The following is a 19,140-nucleotide window of genomic DNA, read 5'->3' on the forward strand; positions in this document are numbered from 1 at the left end:
GCGGCGCGCCCCCCGGACCTTCGGGAGGCGCGCCGCTCGTGGGTCAGCCGGGCCGGACGACCGGCCCGGGGCCACTGCGGCCGGCCCGTGACGAGCGAGCCGGCCGGTCCCCCTGACGAGGCGGGCTCAGGCCGAGCGCCGGAGCAACCGGTGGACGACCGCCGAGAGTTCGACCGCCGGGTCCCCGGGCTGTTCGACCGCGCGCCAGGCCACGAACCCGTCCGGGCGGACGAGCACGGCGCCGCCGGGCGTGATGCCGTACTTCTTCAGGAAGCCCTCGGTCACCTCGACCGGCTCCTCACCGCCCACCCGGTGGAAGTCGACGACAAGGCCGGTGAGCCGGGCCACCTGGCCGGCCGCCCGCTCCCACAACCCGGCATCCGGACCGGCCAGCAGCCACCAGCCGCCCTTCAGCAGGTCGTGCAGCGGGGTGTCGGCGCCGCCGATACGCAGCTCGAAGTGCGGTGCCCGGGTGCCGGGACGGCCCGACGGCTGGGTCGGGTCCTCCACCACGGGGCAGCCGTCCGTACCGGGCTCCGACAGCACCGCGCCCGAACGGTAGGCATGGCCGAACAGCACCGTGGTCTCCGGCCGGTGCCGGGCGGCGGCCTCCTCGTCCAGACCGCTGCGCTGCAGGTAGCGGATCACGCCCTGCTCCACGGTGAACTCCGCGACCGGGCCCCGCTCCTGCTCGTAGGTGTCCAGCAGTTCGGCACCGGCCTGCCCACGCAGGACCGAAGCCAGCTTCCACGCCAGGTTGTGCGCGTCCTGCACCCCCATGTTGCCGCCGAACCCGCCTGTGGGCGGCATCACGTGAGCCGCGTCACCGGTCAGGAACACCCGCCCGGAGCGGAAGCGGTCGGCGATGCGCGCCGCGACCTCCCAGCTGGTGCTCGACTCGACGGCCATCTCCAGGTCCGGCACGCCGACCGCGGCGCGGACCATCTCGACGCAGTCCTCCTCGGAGTACTCGGCGTGTGTCTCCTGCGGAGGCAGGCTCGGGGCCAGCACCCAGCGGTCCGCGTTGTCGAGCCGGCCGAGCACACCCTTGACCTTGTCGTTGCTGACGAAGCAGAGGAAGAACCGGCGGTCCGCCACGTATGTGTCGAGCGCGGCGTGGAAGATGACGTTCATCTGGCGGCCGAAGACGCCCTGACCGTGCGTGCCGATGCCCAGTCCCTCGCGGACAGCGCTGCGGAAGCCGTCCGCCGCCACCATGTAATCGGCCCGGACAGCGGTCTCCTCGCCGCTCCGCGTGTCCCGCAGCACCGCGGTGACCCCGTCGGCGTCCTGCTCGTAACGCACCATCTCGGTGGCGAAGCGGATGTCCGCCCCCAGCTCCTCGGCCTTGGCACGCAACAGGGGCTCGAACCGGTCCTGGCCGATCAAGGTCCATCCGGTCGTGCTGACCTCGTTCGGATCGTGACGGAACGGTCCGTCGAAGCGGGCCAGCTCGCGGCCCGTGAGCGACTCCACCTGCAGGATGTCGCCGTACTGGGCATGCGGGTTCTCCTGCGCGCGCACCTTCCGCTCCAGGCCCAGCGCACGCATCAGCTCCATCGTGCGGGGGCTGGCCGCCTGGGCCCGCGGATGCGCCGAGATGTGCGCATGGCGCTCCACCAGGATCGACCGGATCCCCTGCTGGGCGAGAAACAGGGCCTGGGCCAGGCCCACCATGCTGCCGCCCACGATCAGTACGTCGGTTCGCTCCGCCACCGGATGCACTCCCTTTTCTCGATGCCGTTCCGTCTCGATGCGGTTCCGGACACTCCCTGCCAGCGAACACCGGTCGGCTAGAGGACCACTCGGGCTGTGAACGTGCCCGTCGGGCGCCGATTCCGCAGCCTTCGGTGCGGGCCCGCTCCGTCCAGACCGCTTCGAGCGGCACACGAGGCACGGCTGAAACCTTCGTAGCGCTGCTGAACCCTGCCGGACGGGAGGACCGGGGACATGGTGGAAACCCTGAGTGTGCTGGTGCTGTTGGGCACCGGCTTGGTGGCGGGGGTGCTGTTCGCCGTGGCGGTCAGTGTCATGCCCGCCCTGATCGCGATGGAGCCCGAACGCTACGTCGACACCCACAAGCTGCTCGGCAAGCGGTACGACCGCATCATGCCGTTCATCGTGAGCGGCTCCGTCGTGATCGACGCGGCCTTCGCCGTCCGTGCCGACGAGACCGGACCACGCGTGCTGTTCATCGCCGGCGCCGTGGCCATGGCCGGTGTCGCCGTCGTCTCGCAGACCCGGAACGTACCCATCAACAACCGGGTCAAGAAGACCCGGCCCGACGACCTCGGCCCGGGTTGGGATGACCCGCGTATCCCGTGGCGCGACTGGCACCTGCTGCGCACCTGCTTCGCCGTCATCGGGTGCTCCCTGACCGCTGCGGCGGTGGTGCTGTCATGACCGCCTGCACCGGAGCGGGCGCCGCGGCGGGGCTGAGCATCACCCGGGTCCTGCCCCGCGCCGAGGAGCGGGCCGCCGCCAACGCCCGCATGATCGCTGTCCTTTCCGGTCCGGACCCGGGCCCGGTCGCCGAGCACCTGGCTCTGCTGCACTTCACGGGCCGGCGCAGTGGCCGCGCGCACACCGTGCCCGCGGGCGTGCACCGCATCGGCGGCGCTCTGTTCATCGCCACCGGCAGCGCCTGGCGCCACAACTTCACCGACGGGGCAGCAGGAGAGATCACCTGGCGTGGCAGCCGCGTCCCTGTCCGCTTCGCGCTGGTCACCGATGCCGAGCAGACCGCCCGCGGATACCACGACCTGTACGAGCGCTACGGCGCCGAGGCCGCACAACGGCGCCTGGGCATCACCGTGGCCGACGGCACCACGCCCACTCTGGCCGACTTCCGGGCCGCCGCCACCGGCATCCCGCTCGCCCTGGTGTCCGTGACCCCCACCACCGAATCCGTCATGAACGAGAGGACCTCCCGATGAGCGCAATCGCCGGCTGGGTCGACTTCGAGCGGGACCTGTCCCCGGAGGCCGAGACCGTCGAGACCATGGCGGCCGTCCTCGCCCACCGCGGCCCCGACGGCCGTGGCATCTGGGCCGAGGGGCACGCCGCACTCGCCCACCGGCGCCTGGCCCTGGTCGATGTGACGGAGACCGGCGCGCAGCCGGCCGTCCACACCACCGCAGGCGGCACCACGGTCGCCGTCCTCACCCTCGACGGAGCCCTCACCAACCACACCGAGCTGCGGCGTGAACTGGCCACGAGGGGACACCGGTTCACCGGCAGCGGCGACGGCGAGACCGCCCTGCACGCCTATCTGGAGTGGGGAGCCGGCTTCCTCACCCGTCTCGAAGGGCTCTTCGCGATCGCCGTGTGGGACGTACGCAGCCAGGAACTCCTGCTGGCCCGTGACCGTCTCGGCGTCAAACCGCTGAGCTACTACCCGACCCGCGACGGGGTTCTGTTCGGGTCCGAGCCCAAGGCGATCCTGGCCCACCCCGACGTCGAGCCGGTCGTCGACGCCGACGGCCTGCGCGAGTTGTTCGCACACAGCCGGAAGCCCGGCACCGCTGTCTTCCGCGGTGTGCGCGAGGTCGTACCCGGCCATGCGCTCATCGTCCGCCGCCCCGGCAAACAGGAGCGGCGCTACTGGTCGCTGCCCGCCCGGCAGCACACCGACAGCCTCGAAAACACCATCACCACCGTCCGCGGCCTGCTCGCCGACGCTGTCGCCTCCCACCTGCGCGCCGACGTCCCGGTGGGCGCCATGCTCTCCGGCGGCATCGATTCCAGCGCCCTGACCGCCCTCGCCCACCGGAACCTGGCCGGCGGCGGCGCCGGCTCGCTGCAGAGCTTCTCGGTCAACTTCACCGGCTACACCGAGAACTTCGAGCCCCACCCCACGATGCGCTCCACGCCCGACGCGCCCTTCGCCGCACTTGCCTCGCAGTACATCGGCTCCCAGCACTCCGAGATCCTGCTCGACACCGCCGCCCTCACCGACCCCCAGGTGCACGCCGCCGCCCTGCGCAGCCAGGACGCCCCCTCTCCGCTCGGCGACATGGATGTCTCGCTCATCCAGTTCTTCGCCCGGCTCCGTGAGGCGGGATTCACCGCCGTGCTCTCCGGCGAGACCGCGGACGAGGTCTTCAACGGCTACTTCTGGGCGTACGACCAGAAGCACAGCAACTCGCAGACCTTCCCCTGGGTCTCCTTCGAGCGAGGTCACGACGCCGCGGCGGGCGGGCTGGGGACCTCCATGATCGACCGGCAGCTGCGCAAGCAACTGGACTTCCTCGGCTACGCGGACCAGCACTACCACGACGCGCTCACCGAGGTCCCGCACATCGACGGGGACACCCCCGCCGAACGCCGGGCCCGCGAGGTCACCTATCTCGCCCTGACCCGCTGGGCGCCCACCCACCTCGACCGCGCCGACCGTATGAGCATGGCCCACGGTGTGCAGCTGCGGCCGCCCTTCTGCGACCGGGCGCTCGTCGAGTACGTCTACAACGTGCCGGCTGCCATGAAACGGGTGGACGGCGTCGAGAAGAGCCTGCTGCGCTCCGCGGTCGCCGACCTGCTGCCCGACGCCGTTCTGCACCGCAGGAAGAGCGCCTACCCCACCACCCAGGAGGCCGCCTACGGCGACTTCGTGCGCCGCCGTTTCGCCGAGCTGGCCACCGACCGGGACGCAGCCGTCGCCGGTCTGCTCGACGCCACCGCCTCCGCCGAGGCGCTGACCGCGGACGGTTCCCCGCAGGGCGCCTTCGCCTGGGTCGAGAGGGCCAGCATGGAAATGGTGCTCCAGCTCGAAACCTGGCTGACCGAATACCGGATCGACCTGCGGCTCTGACGTCGCCGTACGACCGGTCAAGGCCGCTTCAAGACAGCTTTGAGAACCACCTACGAGGGTGGAACAACGACCGAAGAAGCCAGGAGGGCATCGTGCACCGCACACTGATCGTGGCGAAGATGAACCTTGCGGACGCCGAAAGCGTCGGCAAGGTCTTCGCAGACTCGGACAGCACCGACCTGCCGCACATGGTGGGCGTCTCCCGGCGAACCCTGTTCGCCTTCCACGACCTGTACTTCCACCTCGTCGAGGCGGAGCAGGACATCGGCCCCAACCTCTACAAGGCGCGCAGCCACCCGCTCTACAACGACGTCAACACCCGGCTGCAGGAGTTCATCTCCCCCTACGACCCGGACTGGCGCGAGCCGCGCGACGCGATGGCCGTTCCGTTCTACTCGTGGACGCCCGGCAGCGGCCCCGTCGTCACCCAGCCGTCCGCCCCGAACCTGGGCGGTGGCCGATGACCACCGCGGCGTCCACCCCCACCAAGGTCAACGTGGAACAGGTCGTCCCCAACCGCAAGCGCGGCGGCGACATCCGCATCACCCTCAGCCCCCGGACCGTCAGCTGCACCTCCGGCTTCGGTGGCACGCTACGGCTGGCGCCGGGCGAGTACGTCACCGAGCACCTCCACCCGTACTCGGAGGAGTTCCTGCACGTCGTCACCGGCGAGCTGGAGATCACTCTCGACGGTGAGCCCGTCGCCATCGGCCCCGGCGACTCGCTGCTGGTGCCGATCAACATGCGCCACCGTCTGGTGAACACCGGGCCGGAGCCGGCCCATGTGGTCTTCCACCTGTCACCGCTCGCTCCCCGCCCGGAACTCGGCCACGTCGACACCGAGGCCCCGCTCGTCGAGAAGGGCACCGACCCGGACGTCGGGGGACCGCGATGAGCCGTCGCGCCGTCATCACCGGGATCGGCGCCGTCGCCCCCGGCGGCATAGGCCGGGACGCCTATTGGGACCTGCTCTCGCACGGCCGCACGGCCACCCGGCAGATCACCCTCTTCGACGCGTCGAAGTTCCGCTCGCAGGTCGCCGCCGAGTGCGACTTCGACCCGGTGGCCGCCGGCCTGAGCCCCCAGGAAGTGCGCCGGATGGACAGAGCCGCCCAGTTCGCCGTCGTCGCGGCCCAGGAGGCGATCGAGGACAGCGGCATCGACATCGCGGCCGGCGATCCCGGCCGGACCGCTGTCAGCATCGGCAGCGCCGTCGGCTGCACCACCGGTCTGGAAGACGAATACGCGGTGCTGTCCGACGGCGGCAGGAACTGGCTCGTCGACCACACCTACGGCGTCCCGCACCTCTACGGCTACATGGTCCCCAGCACACTGGCTGCCGAAGTCGCCTGGCGGGCACAGGCCGAGGGCCCCGTCGCACTGATCTCGACCGGCTGCACCTCCGGCCTCGACGCGATCGCCCACGGGGTCCAGCTCATCGAGGAAGGCACGGCCGACATCGTCGTCGCGGGCGCCACCGACGCCCCGCTGTCGCCCATCACATCCGCCTGTTTCGACGCGATCAAGGCCACGACACCGAACACCGACCATGACCCCGGCACCGCGTCCCGCCCCTTCGACGGCCGCCGCGACGGCTTCGTCCTGGGCGAGGGCTCCGCGGTCATGGTGATCGAGGAAGCCGAGTCGGCCCGTCGCCGCGGCGCCACCGTCTACGCCGAGGTGGTCGGTTTCGCCAACCGCTCCAACGCCTTCCATATGACCGGACTCAAGCCCGACGGCCGTGAGATGGCCGAAGCCATCAAGGTCGCCCTTAACCGCGCCAAGCTCGATCCGCGGGACATCGACCACATCAACGCGCACGGTTCCGGCACCAAGCAGAACGACCGGCACGAGACGGCCGCCTTCAAACGGAGCCTCGGTCGACGCGCTCATGAGATCCCGGTCAGCTCCATCAAGTCGATGATCGGGCACTCCCTGGGAGCGATCGGCTCCCTGGAGGTGGCCGCCTGCGCACTGGCCCTGCGCCATCAAGTGGTGCCGCCGACGGCGAACCTGACGGTCCCCGACCCTCAGTGCGATCTCGACTACGTACCGGTCGCCGCCCGGGAACACCGCATGGACCATGTCCTGAGCGTCGGCAGCGGGTTCGGCGGCTTCCAGAGCGCCATGATCCTCAGCCGTCCGGGAAGCCGGAAGGAGACGGCGGCATGAGCGCGCTCGGCATACCCGAAGGACGCCGACGCCCGGCGGTCGTCACCGGTCTCGGTGTGGTCGCTCCCACCGGCATCGGGGTCCGCCGGCACTGGGAGTCCGTGCTGGCCGGCAAGAGCGGTCTCGGCCGCATCACCCGGTTCGACCCGGCCGGCTATCCGGTCAAGGTGGCCGGGGAAGTGCCCGGCTTCGCAGCCGGCGAACAGGTCCCCAAGGGTCTGGTCGACCGAACCGACCGGTTCACCCACTTCGCCCTGGCCGCGGCCGAGGCCGCCCTCGCCGATGCGGACGCCGATCCGCAGCAGCTGCCCGAGTTCGACATGGCCGTGGTCACCGCGAGCTCCTCCGGCGGTACCGAGTTCGGCCAGCACGAGATGGAGCAGCTCTACCAGCAGGGTCCGGCGTGGGTCGGCGCCTACCAGTCCATCGCCTGGTTCTACGCCGCCACCACCGGCCAGGTCTCCATCCGCCATGGCATGCGCGGACCCTGCGGAGTCGTCTGCGCCGAACAGGCCGGCGGCCTGGACGCACTGGGCCAGTCCCGGCGGCTGCTGGACACCGGTTCCCGGCTGGTCCTGAGCGGCGGCACGGACGCCTCGCTGTGCCCGTACGGCCTGACCGCTCAGCTGTCCACCGGCGCGCTGTCGACCACGGACGACCCGGCGCGCGCGTACCTGCCGTTCGACGCGGCCGCCGACGGTTACGCACCCGGCGAGGGCGGAGCCATGCTCCTCGTCGAGACCGAGCAGGGCGCCCGTGAGCGGGGCGTCCAGCACTACGGCCGGATCCTCGGCTACGCGGCGGGGTTCGATCCGCTGCCGGGCACCGGCCGCCCGCCCGTACTGGCCTCGGTCGTCCGCCGGGCGATCGGAGACGCGGGGATCACCGCGGCCGACGTGGACGCCGTCTTCGCCGACGCGGCGGGCACACCGGATCTGGACCGCGCCGAAGCCGCCGCGATCAACGAGGTGTTCGGCGCCGGACAGGTGCCGGTGACCGCCCCCAAGACCCTCACCGGACGGCTGTACGCGGGCGGGGCACCGCTGGACGTGGCGACCGCCCTGCTCAGCCTGAGCGCCGGCGTGATCCCGCACACCCCCGGTATCGACCGCCCCGCAGCCGGTCTGGGCATCGACCTGGTCGTCGGCAGCCCGCGGCATGTCGCTGCCCGCACCGCTGTGGTTCTCGCCCGCGGCCACGGCGGATTCACCTCCGCCCTGGTCGTGGACGCGGGCGACCGCACCGATCACACCAAGTGACCCGCCCAAACGCGAGAAGGCAGGAAGTCATGAGCGAACACACCGAGGAGGACCGAGTCTGATGGCAGGTCACACCAGCAACTCCATCGTCATCGACGCCCCGATGGACCTGGTCTGGGAGCGCACGAACGACGTGGCGTCCTGGACCGAGCTGTTCAGCGAATACTCCGTCGCCGAGATTCTGGAGCAGGACGGCCCGACCGTCACCTTCCGGCTCGCCCTGCACCCGGACGAGAACGGCAAGGTGTGGAGCTGGGTCTCCCAGCGCACCACCGACGCGGTGACCCGCACCGTCCGCGCCCACCGGGTCGAGACCGGCCCCTTCGAGTACATGAACATCCACTGGGAGTACGTCCAGACCGACGAGGGCGTCCGGATGCAGTGGACCCAGGACTTCCACATGAAGGACGGTGCCCCGCTCGACGACAAGGGCATGACCGACCGGATCAACCGCAACAGCCTGGTCCAGCTGGAGATCATCAAGTCCCGGATCGAGGCCGCGGCCCGTGCGCTGCGCACCCCGTTCGCGGACCTGGCGGGTAAGCGGATCCTGGTCACCGGCGGCTCCCGGGGCATCGGGCGCGGCATCGTGCTCGCCGCCGCTCGCGCCGGCGCCGACGTGGTCACCTGCTATCGCGGCGAGAACGACCACACCACGTCGTTGGCCAAGGAGCTCGCGCCGCTCCCCGGCACCCAGCACCTGCTTCGGGCGGACGTGAGCGAGGCCTCCGACGCCCGGCTGCTGGCGGACCGGGCGGAGCAGCTGCTCGGCGGGCTCGACGCGGTCGTGAACAACGCCGGAGACTTCGCGCCGCAGCCCTACGCGGAGCTGACCGACGCGGCGTGGGCCTCGGCGCTGCAGTCGAATCTCACCAGCACCCACCAGGTCACCCAGGCCGTGCTGCCGCTGCTCGGCGAGGGGGCGTCGATCGTCAACCTCGGCTCCACGGTGGCCCGTATCGGCATGGCCGGGGGCGTGCACTACACCGCGGTCAAGCAGGCCCTGGTCGGCCTGACCCGTTCCCTGGCCCGTGAACTGGGTCCGCAGGGCATCCGGGTCAACACGCTCTCGCCCGGCCGGATCGCCACCGAGGCGCTCGACGAACTGCCGCCCGAGGCTGCCGCCCGGCAGCGTGCGGCTTTCTCGAAGTTCGCCGCCCTCGGCCGTCTCGGCACCCCGCAGGAGATCGCGGACGTCGTGCTCTTCCTGATCAGCGACCAGTCCTCCTACATCACCGGACAGAACATCCACGTCGACGGCTGCGTGTGAGCCACCGTCGCACCACGGAAAGGACAGACACGTGGAACTCGGACTGCAGGGAAAGAAGCTTCTGATCACCGGCGGCTCCCGGGGCATCGGGCGCGGCATCGTGCTGGCCGCGGCCCGCGCCGGCGCCGACGTACTGACCTGCTACGTGAACGACAGCGAGCACGTCGAGAGCCTGCGCCGGGAGTTGAAGGGGCTCGGCGGCGAGCACGAGATCGTACGGGCGGACGTCGGCGATCTGGAACAGGTCGACGCCCTGGTGGCGTGGGCCCGGGAGCGGTACGGAAAGCTCGACGGCATCGTCAACAACGCCGGTGTCATCAGCCACATACCCTTCGCGGAGCTTCCCGCGGACGAGTGGTCGCGCGTCCTGGACACCAATCTGACGGCCGCCTACCGCGTCATCCAGCAGTCGCTGCCGCTGCTCGGAGCCGGCGCGTCCGTCGTCAACATCGGTTCGCGCGGTGCCGCCGCGGGTATTCCGCTGCGGGCCCACTACACCGCCGCCAAGGCGGCGATGATCGGCCTCACCCGCTCGCTCGCCAAGGAGTTGGGCGGCAAGGGGATCCGGGTCAACGTGGTCGCCCCGGGCGTCATCGAGACCGAGGCCTTCGACGCGATGCCCGCCGAGCGTGCCGAGGGCCTGCGTGCGACGTACGCGCAGAAGACGGCTCTGGCGCGGCTGGGCCGGGTCGACGAACTCGCCGCACCGGTCCTGTTCCTGCTCAGTGACCTCTCGGCGTACGTCACGGGCGAGACCCTCAATGTCGACGGAGGCATCTGACCGTGTCCGACGCGACGTTCCGGGTCCTGCTGCGCATGCAGATCAAGCCTGGCATGGAGGCCGACTTCGAGCGGGTGTGGAAGGAGGTCGGGGGCTCGGTCACCAGCGACCCGGCCAACCGCGGCCAGTGGCTGTCCAGAAGCACGACCGCCGACGAGGACGGCGTCTACTACATCATCAGCGACTGGGTGGACGAACCGCAGTTCCGCCGGTTCGAGACCAGCGACACCCATCTGTCGCACCGCACCAAGCTGCACCCGTACCGCAGCGGTGGCTCCATGGCGACGATGAACATCGTCGCGCGCCTCTCCGGGACGGCCGTATGACGACCGCTGCCGCCGTGGAAGTGGTGCTCTACCACCTGTCGCCCAGGGGCGAGGACGTTCTGGCGGCCTACCACGAGGCGAGTCGCCGCATGGCCGGCACCCCTGGCCTGCTCGGCAACCAGCTGATGACCGAACTGGGCCGCCCCGACAGCTTCGTCGTGGTCAGTCACTGGGACACGTGGGAGTCCTTCGCGACGTGGGAGAGCAGCCTGGAGCACAAGAACCAGACGGCGCCGCTGCGCGAGTTCCGTGACACCGAGCGGGCCCGCCCGTTCGAGATCTACCAGGTCCTCGCCAGCTACTGAGGCCGCACCCGTGCCGGGGCCCGGAGAACCGTTGTCCGCGTCCCGGCCCGGGTCCGCGGTGCCCGACATCGTGAGAAGGAGAGAGCGTGGAAGGCCCGAGCCGTACGCACGACCGCAGCGCGGGCGTATCGCCGCCCCCGAACGAGGGGGTCCCCCGGGCCCGCCGGGCGTTCGTCACGTTGCTCGGCGTAGACCTCTGGGAACGGTTCAGCTTCTTCGGTATGGCCGCGATCCTGGTCCTCTACCTCACTGCGGCACCGGCCGACGGCGGCATGGGCATGGCCTCGCAGACCGCCACCGCCGTGTTCGCCACTTACATGTCCCTGAGCTTCATCGCCGGCCTGCCCGGCGGCTGGCTAGCCGACCGGGTACTCGGCACGCGCCGGGCCGTGCTTCTCGGCGGTGGGCTCATCGCCACCGGACACGCCGTCCTCTCCTTCGCCTTCGTTCCCGCCCTCTACACCGGACTCCTGCTCATCGTCGTCGGCACCGGCCTGTCGAAGCCTTCACTGGCCGCCATGGTGGCCGCTGTCAGTGGTCCCGAGAAGCGTGAGGAGGCGTTCTCGCGCTTCTACATGTGTATCCAGGTATCCGCCCTCGTCGCTCCCGTCGTCACCGGGCTGCTGGCGGAGAAGGTCGCCTGGCACCTCGGCTTCGCCGCAGCCGCCTTCGGCATGGCGGCGGGCCTGGCTCAGTTCGGCATCGGGATGCGCGCCTTCGAAGGGACCACCTGGGGCCCGACGCGTCCCATCTCGCGAGAAGAGGCCCGTACAGCGGCCCGGCGGGCCGGCGCGGTCCTTGCGGTCGCCGCAGTCTCCGTCACGGCGGTCTCGCTCGGCGCGCTGCCGCTCACCGCGGTACTGGCGGTGCTGGGGCTGATCACCGTGGCTCTGCCGTTCCTCTACCTGCGGATGCTGAGCCGGCGTACGTCCATGGGCCGCGAGCGGCTTTCCGCTTTCACCGCTGTGATGGGTGCGTCGGCGGCCTTCTGGATGATCTTCGCGCAGAGCGGGTCGGTGCTCTCCCTCTTCGCGGAGCGCCACACCGACCGCGTCGTGCTCGGCTTCGACGTACCCGCGAGCTGGATGCAGTCGGTGCACCCCCTGTTCGTGCTGCTGCTGGCCCCTTTCGTCACGCGGCTGCGCGGTGAGGTGACCACAAAGGTCGCGGGCGCACTGGGTGTGGCAGGTCTGAGTTTCGTCGTCATGGCGGGGGCCGCACTGCTGGCCCAGGAGCAACGGGTCTCGGTCGGCTGGCTGATCGTTGTCTATCTGCTCTACTCTCTCGGCGAGATCGTGCTGGCCCCGGCCGGCCTGGCGCTCGCCGCAGCGGTCGCGCCTCCCGGTTTCACCAACCGCTTCCTCGCACTCAACGGTATGTTCGCCGCGGTCGGTGTGGTGCTGGGCGGTCAGCTCTACCGGCTGACCGCGGTGCTCCCGCTGCCCGCCTATTTCCTGCTGATGGGTACGGCCGTCCTGGCGACCGGGGCCACCCTGGCAGCCGCCGCACACCGTCTGCGCCCGGCCCTGCCGGGGCGGACGCGGTGAGCATCGTGGTGGTCGCCAAGTGGTCCCCGTGACACGTCAGAAGACGGACAGCCCGGTGAGCGTGGTGAAGCGGTCGAGGGCCGACACACCCGCCACCGAGTTGCCGCGCCGGTCGAGGCCCGGGCTCCACACGCACAGGGTGCACACCCCGGGCACGATGGCGATGATCCCGCCGCCGACCCCGCTCTTGCCCGGCAGCCCCACCCGGTAGGCGAACTCTCCGGCCGCGTCGTACGTCCCACACGTGAGCATGACCGCGTTGACCTGCTTCGCCTGGCTGCGGGTCAGCAGCGCCGTGCCGTCGGCCCGGACCCCGTGCCGGGCCAGGAACCCGGCGGAGAGGGCCAGGTCCGCGCAGGACGCCTCGATGGAGCACTGCCGGAAGTAGGCGGAGAGCAGTTCGGGGACCGGGAGCGTGATGTTGCCGTAGGAGGCCATGAAGTGGGCCAGCGCGGCGTTGCGGTCGCCGAAGGCCGCTTCGGAGGCGGCGACCTCCGGCATGAAGTCGATGGCGGCGTTCCCGCTCTCCGAGCGCAGCAGCTCCCGCACCTGGCCGGCCGCGTCCCCGGTGAGCGCCTGCAGCCGGTCGGTCACCACCAGGGCCCCGGCGTTGATGAACGGGTTCCGAGGGATCCCGTTCTCGTACTCCAGCTGCACCAGGGAGTTGAAGGGGTTGCCCGAGGGCTCGCGGCCCACGCCCCGCCAGAGCTGTTCGCCGTCCAGGGAGAGCGCCAGGGCCAGGGCGAACACCTTGGTGATGGACTGCGTGGAGAACGGCTGCTGCCAGTCGCCGACCCCGTAGACGGTCCCGTCCGGCTCCGCGACGGCCATGCCGAACCGCCGGGGGTCGGCTCCGGCGAGCATCGGTATGTAGTCGGCGGGGCTGCCGTGGTCGTCGAGTGCGGCCATCTCCTCGGCTATGCGGTTGATGACGGCGCCGAAGCGGTGCGAGCCGGCGCTCGGGGCGGCGCTGCCCGCCCGAGGGGCGGCGGAGGCGTGGGACACGGCGTTTTCCTGACGGGGAGGAGGAGCGGGGAGGCCCGGCGGGCGGGAGACCCGCCCACCGTCTCATCCCGCCGCCCCGTCCCCCGACCGAGGACCAGTTCGCCGCCGCCCACCTGCGTAAACGCCGTGCAGCGGGTTCTGAGGGCGGGGATCGGCGCGGAGGCCGTCTCGGTAGAGTGGCTGTCCGGATCGATCATTCATATGCCCAGCTCGGAGGACCGGACGTGGCGGAGCGCGGAGAGCGGCAGCAGCAGCGGGTGACGGTGGTCACCGGCGGCAGCCGGGGCATCGGCGCGGCGATCTGTCTGCGGTTGGCGGCCGAGGGTCACGACGTCGCCGTCGGCTACCGGTCGGACGCCGGGGCGGCCGAGGGCGTGGCCGAAGGGGTACGCGCGCTGGGCCGGGCAGCCGTCGCGGTCGCGGTCGACACCGCCGACGCGGCGGACGTGGACCGGCTGTTCGACACCGCCGCCACGCACCTGGGCCCCGTCACCGGGCTGGTGAACAACGCCGGGGTGAGCGGGCCGGTCGGACCGCTCACCGACGCCGACCCGGAGGGGATGCGACAGGCCCTGGAGGTCAACGTCCTGGGTTACCTGCTGTGCGCCCGCCGAGCCGTCCGCGACATGGCGGCGGGCGGGGCGATCGTGAACATCTCCTCCGCCGCCGCGACGCTCGGCAGCCCCGGCACCTACGTCCACTACGCGGCGGCGAAGGCCGCCGTGGACGCCATGACGGTAGGGCTGTCCAAGGAGGTGGCGGCCGACGGCATCCGGGTCAACTGCGTCGCCCCCGGCACGATCTGGACCGACTTCCACGCCGACCCGCAGCGGCCCGCGAAGGTGGCGGCGATCACCCCCATGGGCCGCGCCGGCCGACCTGAGGAGATCGCCGGAGCGGTCGCCTGGCTGCTCTCGGACGATGCTTCCTACGCCACCGGCACGGTGATGAGGATCGCCGGCGGGATGTGAGCAAGGGCGGTTCCGCCGCCCGCCCCGGGGCGGGGCCGCCACCATGGTGGCGGCGCCCACCTCATTGCGGCCGACCGCCGGACGGCCCCTGCTTCGGACGGCCCCTACTCCGACGGCGGCGCGCCGGTCGGGGCTCCGCTGGGCGGTGCGCCCGTCGGGGCTCCGCTGGGCGGCTGCCCGCCTCCGCCCGGGCCCCCGCCGCTGCCGCCTTCCGGCCCTCCGCCCGATCCTCCGCCCGGGGCGTTGCCTCCGGTGGGTTCGGTGCTGGTGTCGATGGGCACGGTCAGGGTCGCGGTGTAGCCGGCTTTCGGGGATCCGGTGGTGGCGGCGAGCTGGTGGACACCGCCGTCGTCCCCGAAGACGTTGTCGGTCTTGAGGGTGAGCTGGGCGAGGTTCTCGACGGAGGACTCGTAACCGGCCGTGGCGAAGGCGCTGTCGCAGGCCTTCTTGGGAAGCGCCAGCTGTGAGGTCGACAGGCGCTTGTCGTAGTCGGTGACGGAGTCGAGGTCGGGGTAGATCTCGAAGTGCACATGCGGCCAGCGTCCCGGGTAGCAGGCGGGGAAGACGCTGACGAACTTCACCCGGCCCTGGTCGTCCGCCACCTGTACGCCGCGGAGGTAGTTCTCGTTCTCGACCCCTTCGGAGTACAGCGAGTACTTGCCGTCCCGGTCGCACTGCCAGGCGTAGACGGCCGCGCCGGCCATCGGCTCGCCGCCTTCGACGATGTCCAGCACGGTGAGTTCGAAGGTGAAGGGGATTCCCTCGGCCGTCGCGCTGGAGTCCCCGAAGCTGGACCGGATGTCCTGGCGGACGATGCCGTCCTTGTCCAGGACGTTGACCCCGTTCGTGCCGTCCGCGGGATAGGGGCCGTTCGTCTCGTCGGGGATCTCGGTCAGCGAGGAGGCCGCCGAGGCGGAGGAGGAGGCCGAGGCGGAGGCGCCGCTCGCGGACGTGGAGCCCGAGCCGCACGCCGCCAGAGCGGCCATACCGCCAACCCCGCCGAGGAAACCCAGGACCCTTCTGCGCGAGTGCAGGGTGCCGAGGTCGAATCCCAGCCCCTGATCGACGACCTCTTCCTCCGGATGTGGCAGCAGACGCCCTTCGTAGGCGGGGCCTTCGGGCGTCATGCCGGGTTTCGGCTTCCTCATCGCGTGTGCGCCTTCCGTCAGCGGTGCCGGGACAACGGGTACGTCGGCCCGCTGCCCACCCTCGCCGCTGAACCCATGACGGGCCTCGGCACCGCCTGTGCGCACCCTGAGAATGCCCGCCGCCGGGGCCCGGGCGACAGCCGCCCGGGCCCCGGCCTCGCGGGGTGTTGCCGGGCCCCTGGTTCAGTGGCCGGGCAGCGCCCCGGCACCGGAGTGGTCGATGACGTTGCCGTTGGAGCAGTTGTTCTTGTGGTCACCGGTCCAGTCGGCCAGGACGGGTACCACGGCGACTTCCTGGAGGCACACGTCCGCGGCGGTGAAGTTCCAGTTGTTCGCCGCGTTGACTCCGCTCCCAAAGTTGCTGTCGTTGTCGGCGAAGGCGGGCGTGGCGGCGGAGCCGGACAGGGCTGCGGCGGCCAGCAGGCCGCACGTGATGATCTTTCGCATGGCTGGTGAACGGAGCGCCGCCCGTCAGGTCACGCGGTGATGGGCCGGTCGAGGCGGGCCACGCCCCAGGCCGCCTCGATCATCCGGAAGACCTCGTCCACCGCCGCCTCCGGATCGGCCGCCTCGCGGGCCAGCGCGTACGCGTCGATCACGAAGCGGGCGATGGTCCGGCAGGCGATCGACGTCTCCGGCACGCCGAGGTCGGCGGCGAGGGCCGCGGCCAGCGAATCCGCGTGGCGCAGCCGCATCGACTCCTCGTACTCCCGCAGCGCCGGGGACGACTGGATCATGTTCCAGACCGGGGCGGCCCCGGGCGCCGTGCAGTGGCGCACCAGGGCGTGGACCTCGCGACGGAGCGAGGGGATCAGCGGCTCGTCCGGCGCACGGTCGGCCACCGCGCTCAGGAGACCCTGCTCGAAGCCCGGGTCCTGCTCGAAGACCAGCGCTTCCTTCGAGGCGAAGTGGGAGAAGAGCGTGGTGACCGCCACGTCGGCCTCGGCGGCCACGTCACGGATGCCCACGGCCTCGTAACCGCGTTCCAGGAAGAGGCGCAGAGCGGTGTCGGCGATCTTCTGGCGGGTCGCAGCCTTCTTGCGTTCGCGGCGGCCGGTCTGCTCGGTCATGACGTGACGCTACCAAATTCGTATACGTAACCGATCCAAAAAGCTAACCGTTAGTGTTACGGTCGGCCGCATGAAGAAAGTGAGCTTCGCCGCGTTCGGCGGCCCCGATGTCCTCCGCCTCGTCGATGCCGAGGAGCCCCACGCGGGCCCCGGCCGGATACGCGTCTCCGTGCGCGCGGCGGGGGTGAACCCCGTCGACTGGCGGCTGCGCGAGGGGCAGGTCCTGGGCGCGCACCCGATCTCGCTGCCGTCAGGGGTGGGGATCGATGCCGCCGGGGTGGTGGACGAGGTCGGCGAGGGCGTCGAGGGGGTGGAGATCGGCGACCACGTCTTCGGCGAAGGGGCCGACACCTACGCCGAGTTCGCCGTACTGTCGGCCTGGGCCCGGATGCCCGAGGGCCTGACGTTCGAGGAGGCGGCCGGCTACCCGTCCGTGGTAGAGACCGCGCTGCGCGTCCTCCGCGAGGTCGGCGTACGGCCCGGCCGGACGCTGCTGGTCAGCGGCGCGTCCGGCGGAGTCGGTTCGGCGGTGCTGCAGATCGCCCGCGACCGCGGCATCCCGGTGATCGGCACGGCGGGGGCCGCCAACCAGGACTACCTGCGCGGCCTGGGCGCGCTCGCCACGACGTACGGCGAAGGCTGGGTCGAGCGGGTGCGGCGGCTCGGCCCGGTCGACGCGGCCCTCGACCTGGCGGGCTCGGGCGTGATCCCCGAACTGGTCGAGCTGACCGGTGATCCGGCGAAGGTCGTCTCCATCGCCGACCTGGAAGCACCGCGGTTCGGCGTCCGGTTCTCCGGCGTGGCGGGCAGCGTGCCGGACGCGCTGGCCGAGGCCGCCGCGCTGATCGCGCGCGGCAGGCTGCACATCCCGGTCGAGAAGTCCTACGCGCTCGGCGATGCGGCGGCCGCGCACGCCGACAGCCGGACGGGGCACGCCCGGGGCCGCCGCGTCATGGTCATCTGACACGGAGATCGGCACATGCCCGAAGGAACCACGACGACCACGCTCGTCGGAGTACTGACCCGCCTCGTCCCGACCACGGAGGACGATCTCGACCTGCTGGCCGGGTGGTTCGCCTCACCGGACTTCGTCGCGTACTGGGGCGGCGTACCGCTGTCGCGTGACGAGGTGGCCGAGAAGTACGTCGGCCGGCGTCGGCCGCGGGTCCAGTCCTATCTCGTGCTGGCCGAGGGCGCCCCGGTGGGCTACGCCCAGTTCTGGCACGCCGACGCGGCTGAGGACGGAACGGAGGACCGCACCGAAGGCGGCCTGGAGGGCGGCATCGATCTGGTGCTTCAACCGGCCTCACAGGGAAGGGGGTTGGGCCCGGACGCCACACGGGCGCTCCTGGCGCACTTGGGCGGGGAGCTCGGCTGGCGGCGCGTGACCGTCGATCCCGTACGCGAGAACGTACGGGCTGTACGTGCCTGGGAGAAGGCGGGATTCCGGCAGGTGCCGAGCGAAACCGGGGAACTGCTCCTGGAGTTCCGCTTCCCCGAAGGCCGTCGGCACTGACCACGACCGCTGACCACGACCTCTGTCCACGCCCCCTGTCCACGACCGCTGACCACGACACCACCACCGCCGATGCCCCATCGTGATGCGCGGCTGTACAACCCCGCATGGACACCGGCTGTCTGTAAAGCGTCCGGAGGGTTGAGCCTTCGGCGTCTTTCCGTACGGAGATCGGGGATCAGGTGGGGAAGCAGGTCTGGAGAGCCGTCGTGGCCGGTGGGGCGGCGGCGGTGTTCACGGCCGTGGCGGCGGTGCCGGCCGGGGCGGCCGAGGGCGGGGTCGCGTTCAGCCGGGTCCAGGTGAACGGCGGCAAGCCGATCGTCATCGGGACGACGAAGGAGGTCGCGGTGCCCGCCTCCTTCCGGATGGCGACCACCCACAAGTGGAAGTTCCCGGCGGTGTTCCTGTACCGCAGCGGCGGCGATGACCGACTGTGGCACGCCATCGAGACGAGCGACTGCATCAAGGTGAGCGCGGGCGTCTGTGACTTCAAGGAGACGATGTACTTCGACCCGAGCGAGTACGACATGCGCAACAGCGAGGCCGGGGCCTGGAAGGTCGGGGCCGAGGTGTACTTCAAGGGGGGCGGCGGTGACGTCGACGCCAAGGGACTGACCGTCCACGTCAAGCGCAACTCCCGCCTGACCGTCAACGCCGCGCCCGAACCGGTGACCAAGGGCAAGACGATCACCGTGACCGGAAAGGTCACCCGGGCGAACTGGCAGACCAGGAAGTACGCGGCCTACGGAGGCCGCCATGTGAGCCTGCAGTTCAAGCCTGCCGGCTCCTCCTCGTACACCACGGTGAAGAAGGTGTACGCGAACGGCTCGGGCACCCTCAAGACGACCGTGAAGGCCTCCAAGACGGGCACCTGGCGCTGGTCGTACGGCGGCAACACCACCACCGGGCCGTCGAAGTCGTCCGGTGACAACGTCGTGGTGAAGTAGCACCCGTCCGTAC

20 protein-coding genes and 2 pseudogenes are annotated in these 19,140 nt (G+C 71.1%); 17 read left to right on the top strand and 5 right to left on the bottom strand.

The genetic code is table 11. The annotated features are described in order from the left end of the window. Window positions 1–126: 126 nt before the first annotated feature. Complete coding sequence (locus ACSMXR_RS10185; RefSeq protein WP_473171678.1) at window positions 127–1,716, bottom strand: FAD-dependent monooxygenase; 1,590 nt, start codon at window positions 1,714–1,716, stop codon at window positions 127–129. Between the two features lie 234 nt (window positions 1,717–1,950). Between ACSMXR_RS10185 and ACSMXR_RS10190 the strand changes: the two genes are divergently transcribed. From ACSMXR_RS10190 to ACSMXR_RS10250, 13 genes and pseudogenes are all read left to right on the top strand, one after another. Then, window positions 1,951–2,403 carry an anthrone oxygenase family protein gene (locus tag ACSMXR_RS10190; RefSeq protein WP_137233340.1) on the top strand — a complete coding sequence of 151 codons (453 nt, stop codon included), beginning with the start codon at window positions 1,951–1,953 and terminating at the stop codon, window positions 2,401–2,403. After that, entirely contained in the window at window positions 2,400–2,936 is a 537-nt protein-coding gene (locus ACSMXR_RS10195) for a hypothetical protein (RefSeq protein ID WP_473171679.1), read from the top strand. The genes ACSMXR_RS10190 and ACSMXR_RS10195 overlap by 4 nt, the downstream gene beginning before the upstream one ends. After that, complete coding sequence (gene asnB, locus ACSMXR_RS10200) at window positions 2,933–4,810, top strand: asparagine synthase (glutamine-hydrolyzing) (RefSeq protein ID WP_473171680.1); 1,878 nt, start codon at window positions 2,933–2,935, stop codon at window positions 4,808–4,810. Before ACSMXR_RS10195 ends, asnB begins: the two co-directional genes overlap by 4 nt. Window positions 4,811–4,902: 92 nt before the next feature. Then, window positions 4,903–5,274 (top strand): TcmI family type II polyketide cyclase, encoded by a 372-nt coding sequence (locus ACSMXR_RS10205; protein WP_473171681.1) that lies wholly within the window; start codon window positions 4,903–4,905, stop codon window positions 5,272–5,274. Next, complete coding sequence (locus ACSMXR_RS10210; protein WP_403296250.1) at window positions 5,271–5,705, top strand: cupin domain-containing protein; 435 nt, start codon at window positions 5,271–5,273, stop codon at window positions 5,703–5,705. Before ACSMXR_RS10205 ends, ACSMXR_RS10210 begins: the two co-directional genes overlap by 4 nt. Further along, entirely contained in the window at window positions 5,702–6,982 is a 1,281-nt protein-coding gene (locus ACSMXR_RS10215) for a beta-ketoacyl-[acyl-carrier-protein] synthase family protein (RefSeq protein ID WP_473171682.1), read from the top strand. Before ACSMXR_RS10210 ends, ACSMXR_RS10215 begins: the two co-directional genes overlap by 4 nt. Then, complete coding sequence (locus tag ACSMXR_RS10220; RefSeq protein ID WP_137233346.1) at window positions 6,979–8,241, top strand: ketosynthase chain-length factor; 1,263 nt, start codon at window positions 6,979–6,981, stop codon at window positions 8,239–8,241. The genes ACSMXR_RS10215 and ACSMXR_RS10220 overlap by 4 nt, the downstream gene beginning before the upstream one ends. Before the next feature lie 61 nt (window positions 8,242–8,302). Continuing rightward, window positions 8,303–8,761: pseudogene (locus tag ACSMXR_RS10225) on the top strand (SRPBCC family protein); the annotation flags it as partial. A 33-nt stretch (window positions 8,762–8,794) separates the two neighbouring features. Continuing rightward, window positions 8,795–9,511 (top strand): annotated as a pseudogene (locus tag ACSMXR_RS10230) (SDR family NAD(P)-dependent oxidoreductase); the annotation flags it as partial. Window positions 9,512–9,542: 31 nt separating this feature from the next. Then, window positions 9,543–10,292 carry an SDR family NAD(P)-dependent oxidoreductase gene (locus ACSMXR_RS10235; protein ID WP_137233348.1) on the top strand — a complete coding sequence of 250 codons (750 nt, stop codon included), beginning with the start codon at window positions 9,543–9,545 and terminating at the stop codon, window positions 10,290–10,292. A 2-nt stretch (window positions 10,293–10,294) separates the two neighbouring features. Next, entirely contained in the window at window positions 10,295–10,618 is a 324-nt protein-coding gene (locus ACSMXR_RS10240) for an antibiotic biosynthesis monooxygenase family protein (RefSeq protein ID WP_276609225.1), read from the top strand. Beyond that, on the top strand, window positions 10,615–10,923 hold the full coding sequence (locus tag ACSMXR_RS10245; protein WP_137233349.1) for an antibiotic biosynthesis monooxygenase family protein: 309 nt from the start codon (window positions 10,615–10,617) through the stop codon (window positions 10,921–10,923). Before ACSMXR_RS10240 ends, ACSMXR_RS10245 begins: the two co-directional genes overlap by 4 nt. A gap of 86 nt (window positions 10,924–11,009) precedes the next feature. Further along, on the top strand, window positions 11,010–12,470 hold the full coding sequence (locus ACSMXR_RS10250; RefSeq protein WP_137233350.1) for a peptide MFS transporter: 1,461 nt from the start codon (window positions 11,010–11,012) through the stop codon (window positions 12,468–12,470). Window positions 12,471–12,506: 36 nt separating this feature from the next. Here ACSMXR_RS10250 and ACSMXR_RS10255 read toward each other — a convergent pair whose 3' ends face one another. Next, window positions 12,507–13,475, bottom strand: coding sequence for a glutaminase (locus ACSMXR_RS10255; protein ID WP_218527597.1), 969 nt, complete (start codon window positions 13,473–13,475; stop codon window positions 12,507–12,509). Window positions 13,476–13,738: 263 nt separating this feature from the next. Here ACSMXR_RS10255 and ACSMXR_RS10260 point away from each other — a divergent pair, with 263 nt between their 5' ends. Continuing rightward, window positions 13,739–14,446 carry an SDR family NAD(P)-dependent oxidoreductase gene (locus ACSMXR_RS10260; protein WP_137233434.1) on the top strand — a complete coding sequence of 236 codons (708 nt, stop codon included), beginning with the start codon at window positions 13,739–13,741 and terminating at the stop codon, window positions 14,444–14,446. A gap of 104 nt (window positions 14,447–14,550) precedes the next feature. On the opposite strand, the gene ACSMXR_RS10265 is transcribed toward ACSMXR_RS10260, so the two are convergent. The 3 genes from ACSMXR_RS10265 to ACSMXR_RS10275 all read right to left on the bottom strand — a co-directional run bounded on the left by ACSMXR_RS10265 (window position 14,551) and on the right by ACSMXR_RS10275 (window position 16,664). Then, the gene (locus ACSMXR_RS10265) at window positions 14,551–15,594 is read right to left on the bottom strand and encodes a dioxygenase family protein (protein ID WP_381855680.1); all 1,044 of its coding nucleotides are present in this window, start codon (window positions 15,592–15,594) and stop codon (window positions 14,551–14,553) included. A 183-nt stretch (window positions 15,595–15,777) separates the two neighbouring features. Next, window positions 15,778–16,041, bottom strand: coding sequence for a hypothetical protein (locus ACSMXR_RS10270; protein ID WP_381797483.1), 264 nt, complete (start codon window positions 16,039–16,041; stop codon window positions 15,778–15,780). 29 nt (window positions 16,042–16,070) lie between these two features. After that, a complete protein-coding gene (locus tag ACSMXR_RS10275; RefSeq protein WP_137233353.1) occupies window positions 16,071–16,664 on the bottom strand; it encodes a TetR/AcrR family transcriptional regulator in 594 nt (197 codons plus the stop codon). 70 nt (window positions 16,665–16,734) lie between these two features. Between ACSMXR_RS10275 and ACSMXR_RS10280 the strand changes: the two genes are divergently transcribed. The 3 genes from ACSMXR_RS10280 to ACSMXR_RS10290 all read left to right on the top strand — a co-directional run bounded on the left by ACSMXR_RS10280 (window position 16,735) and on the right by ACSMXR_RS10290 (window position 19,127). After that, window positions 16,735–17,628, top strand: a complete 894-nt coding sequence (locus tag ACSMXR_RS10280; protein ID WP_381908316.1) for an NADP-dependent oxidoreductase — start codon at window positions 16,735–16,737, stop codon at window positions 17,626–17,628. A gap of 15 nt (window positions 17,629–17,643) precedes the next feature. Next, a complete protein-coding gene (locus ACSMXR_RS10285) occupies window positions 17,644–18,180 on the top strand; it encodes a GNAT family N-acetyltransferase (RefSeq protein ID WP_473171683.1) in 537 nt (178 codons plus the stop codon). Between the two features lie 182 nt (window positions 18,181–18,362). Then, the gene (locus ACSMXR_RS10290; RefSeq protein WP_473171684.1) at window positions 18,363–19,127 is read left to right on the top strand and encodes a hypothetical protein; all 765 of its coding nucleotides are present in this window, start codon (window positions 18,363–18,365) and stop codon (window positions 19,125–19,127) included. Window positions 19,128–19,140 lie beyond the last annotated feature (13 nt).

It is taken from the genome of Streptomyces sp. DSM 106670, assembly GCF_055792845.1.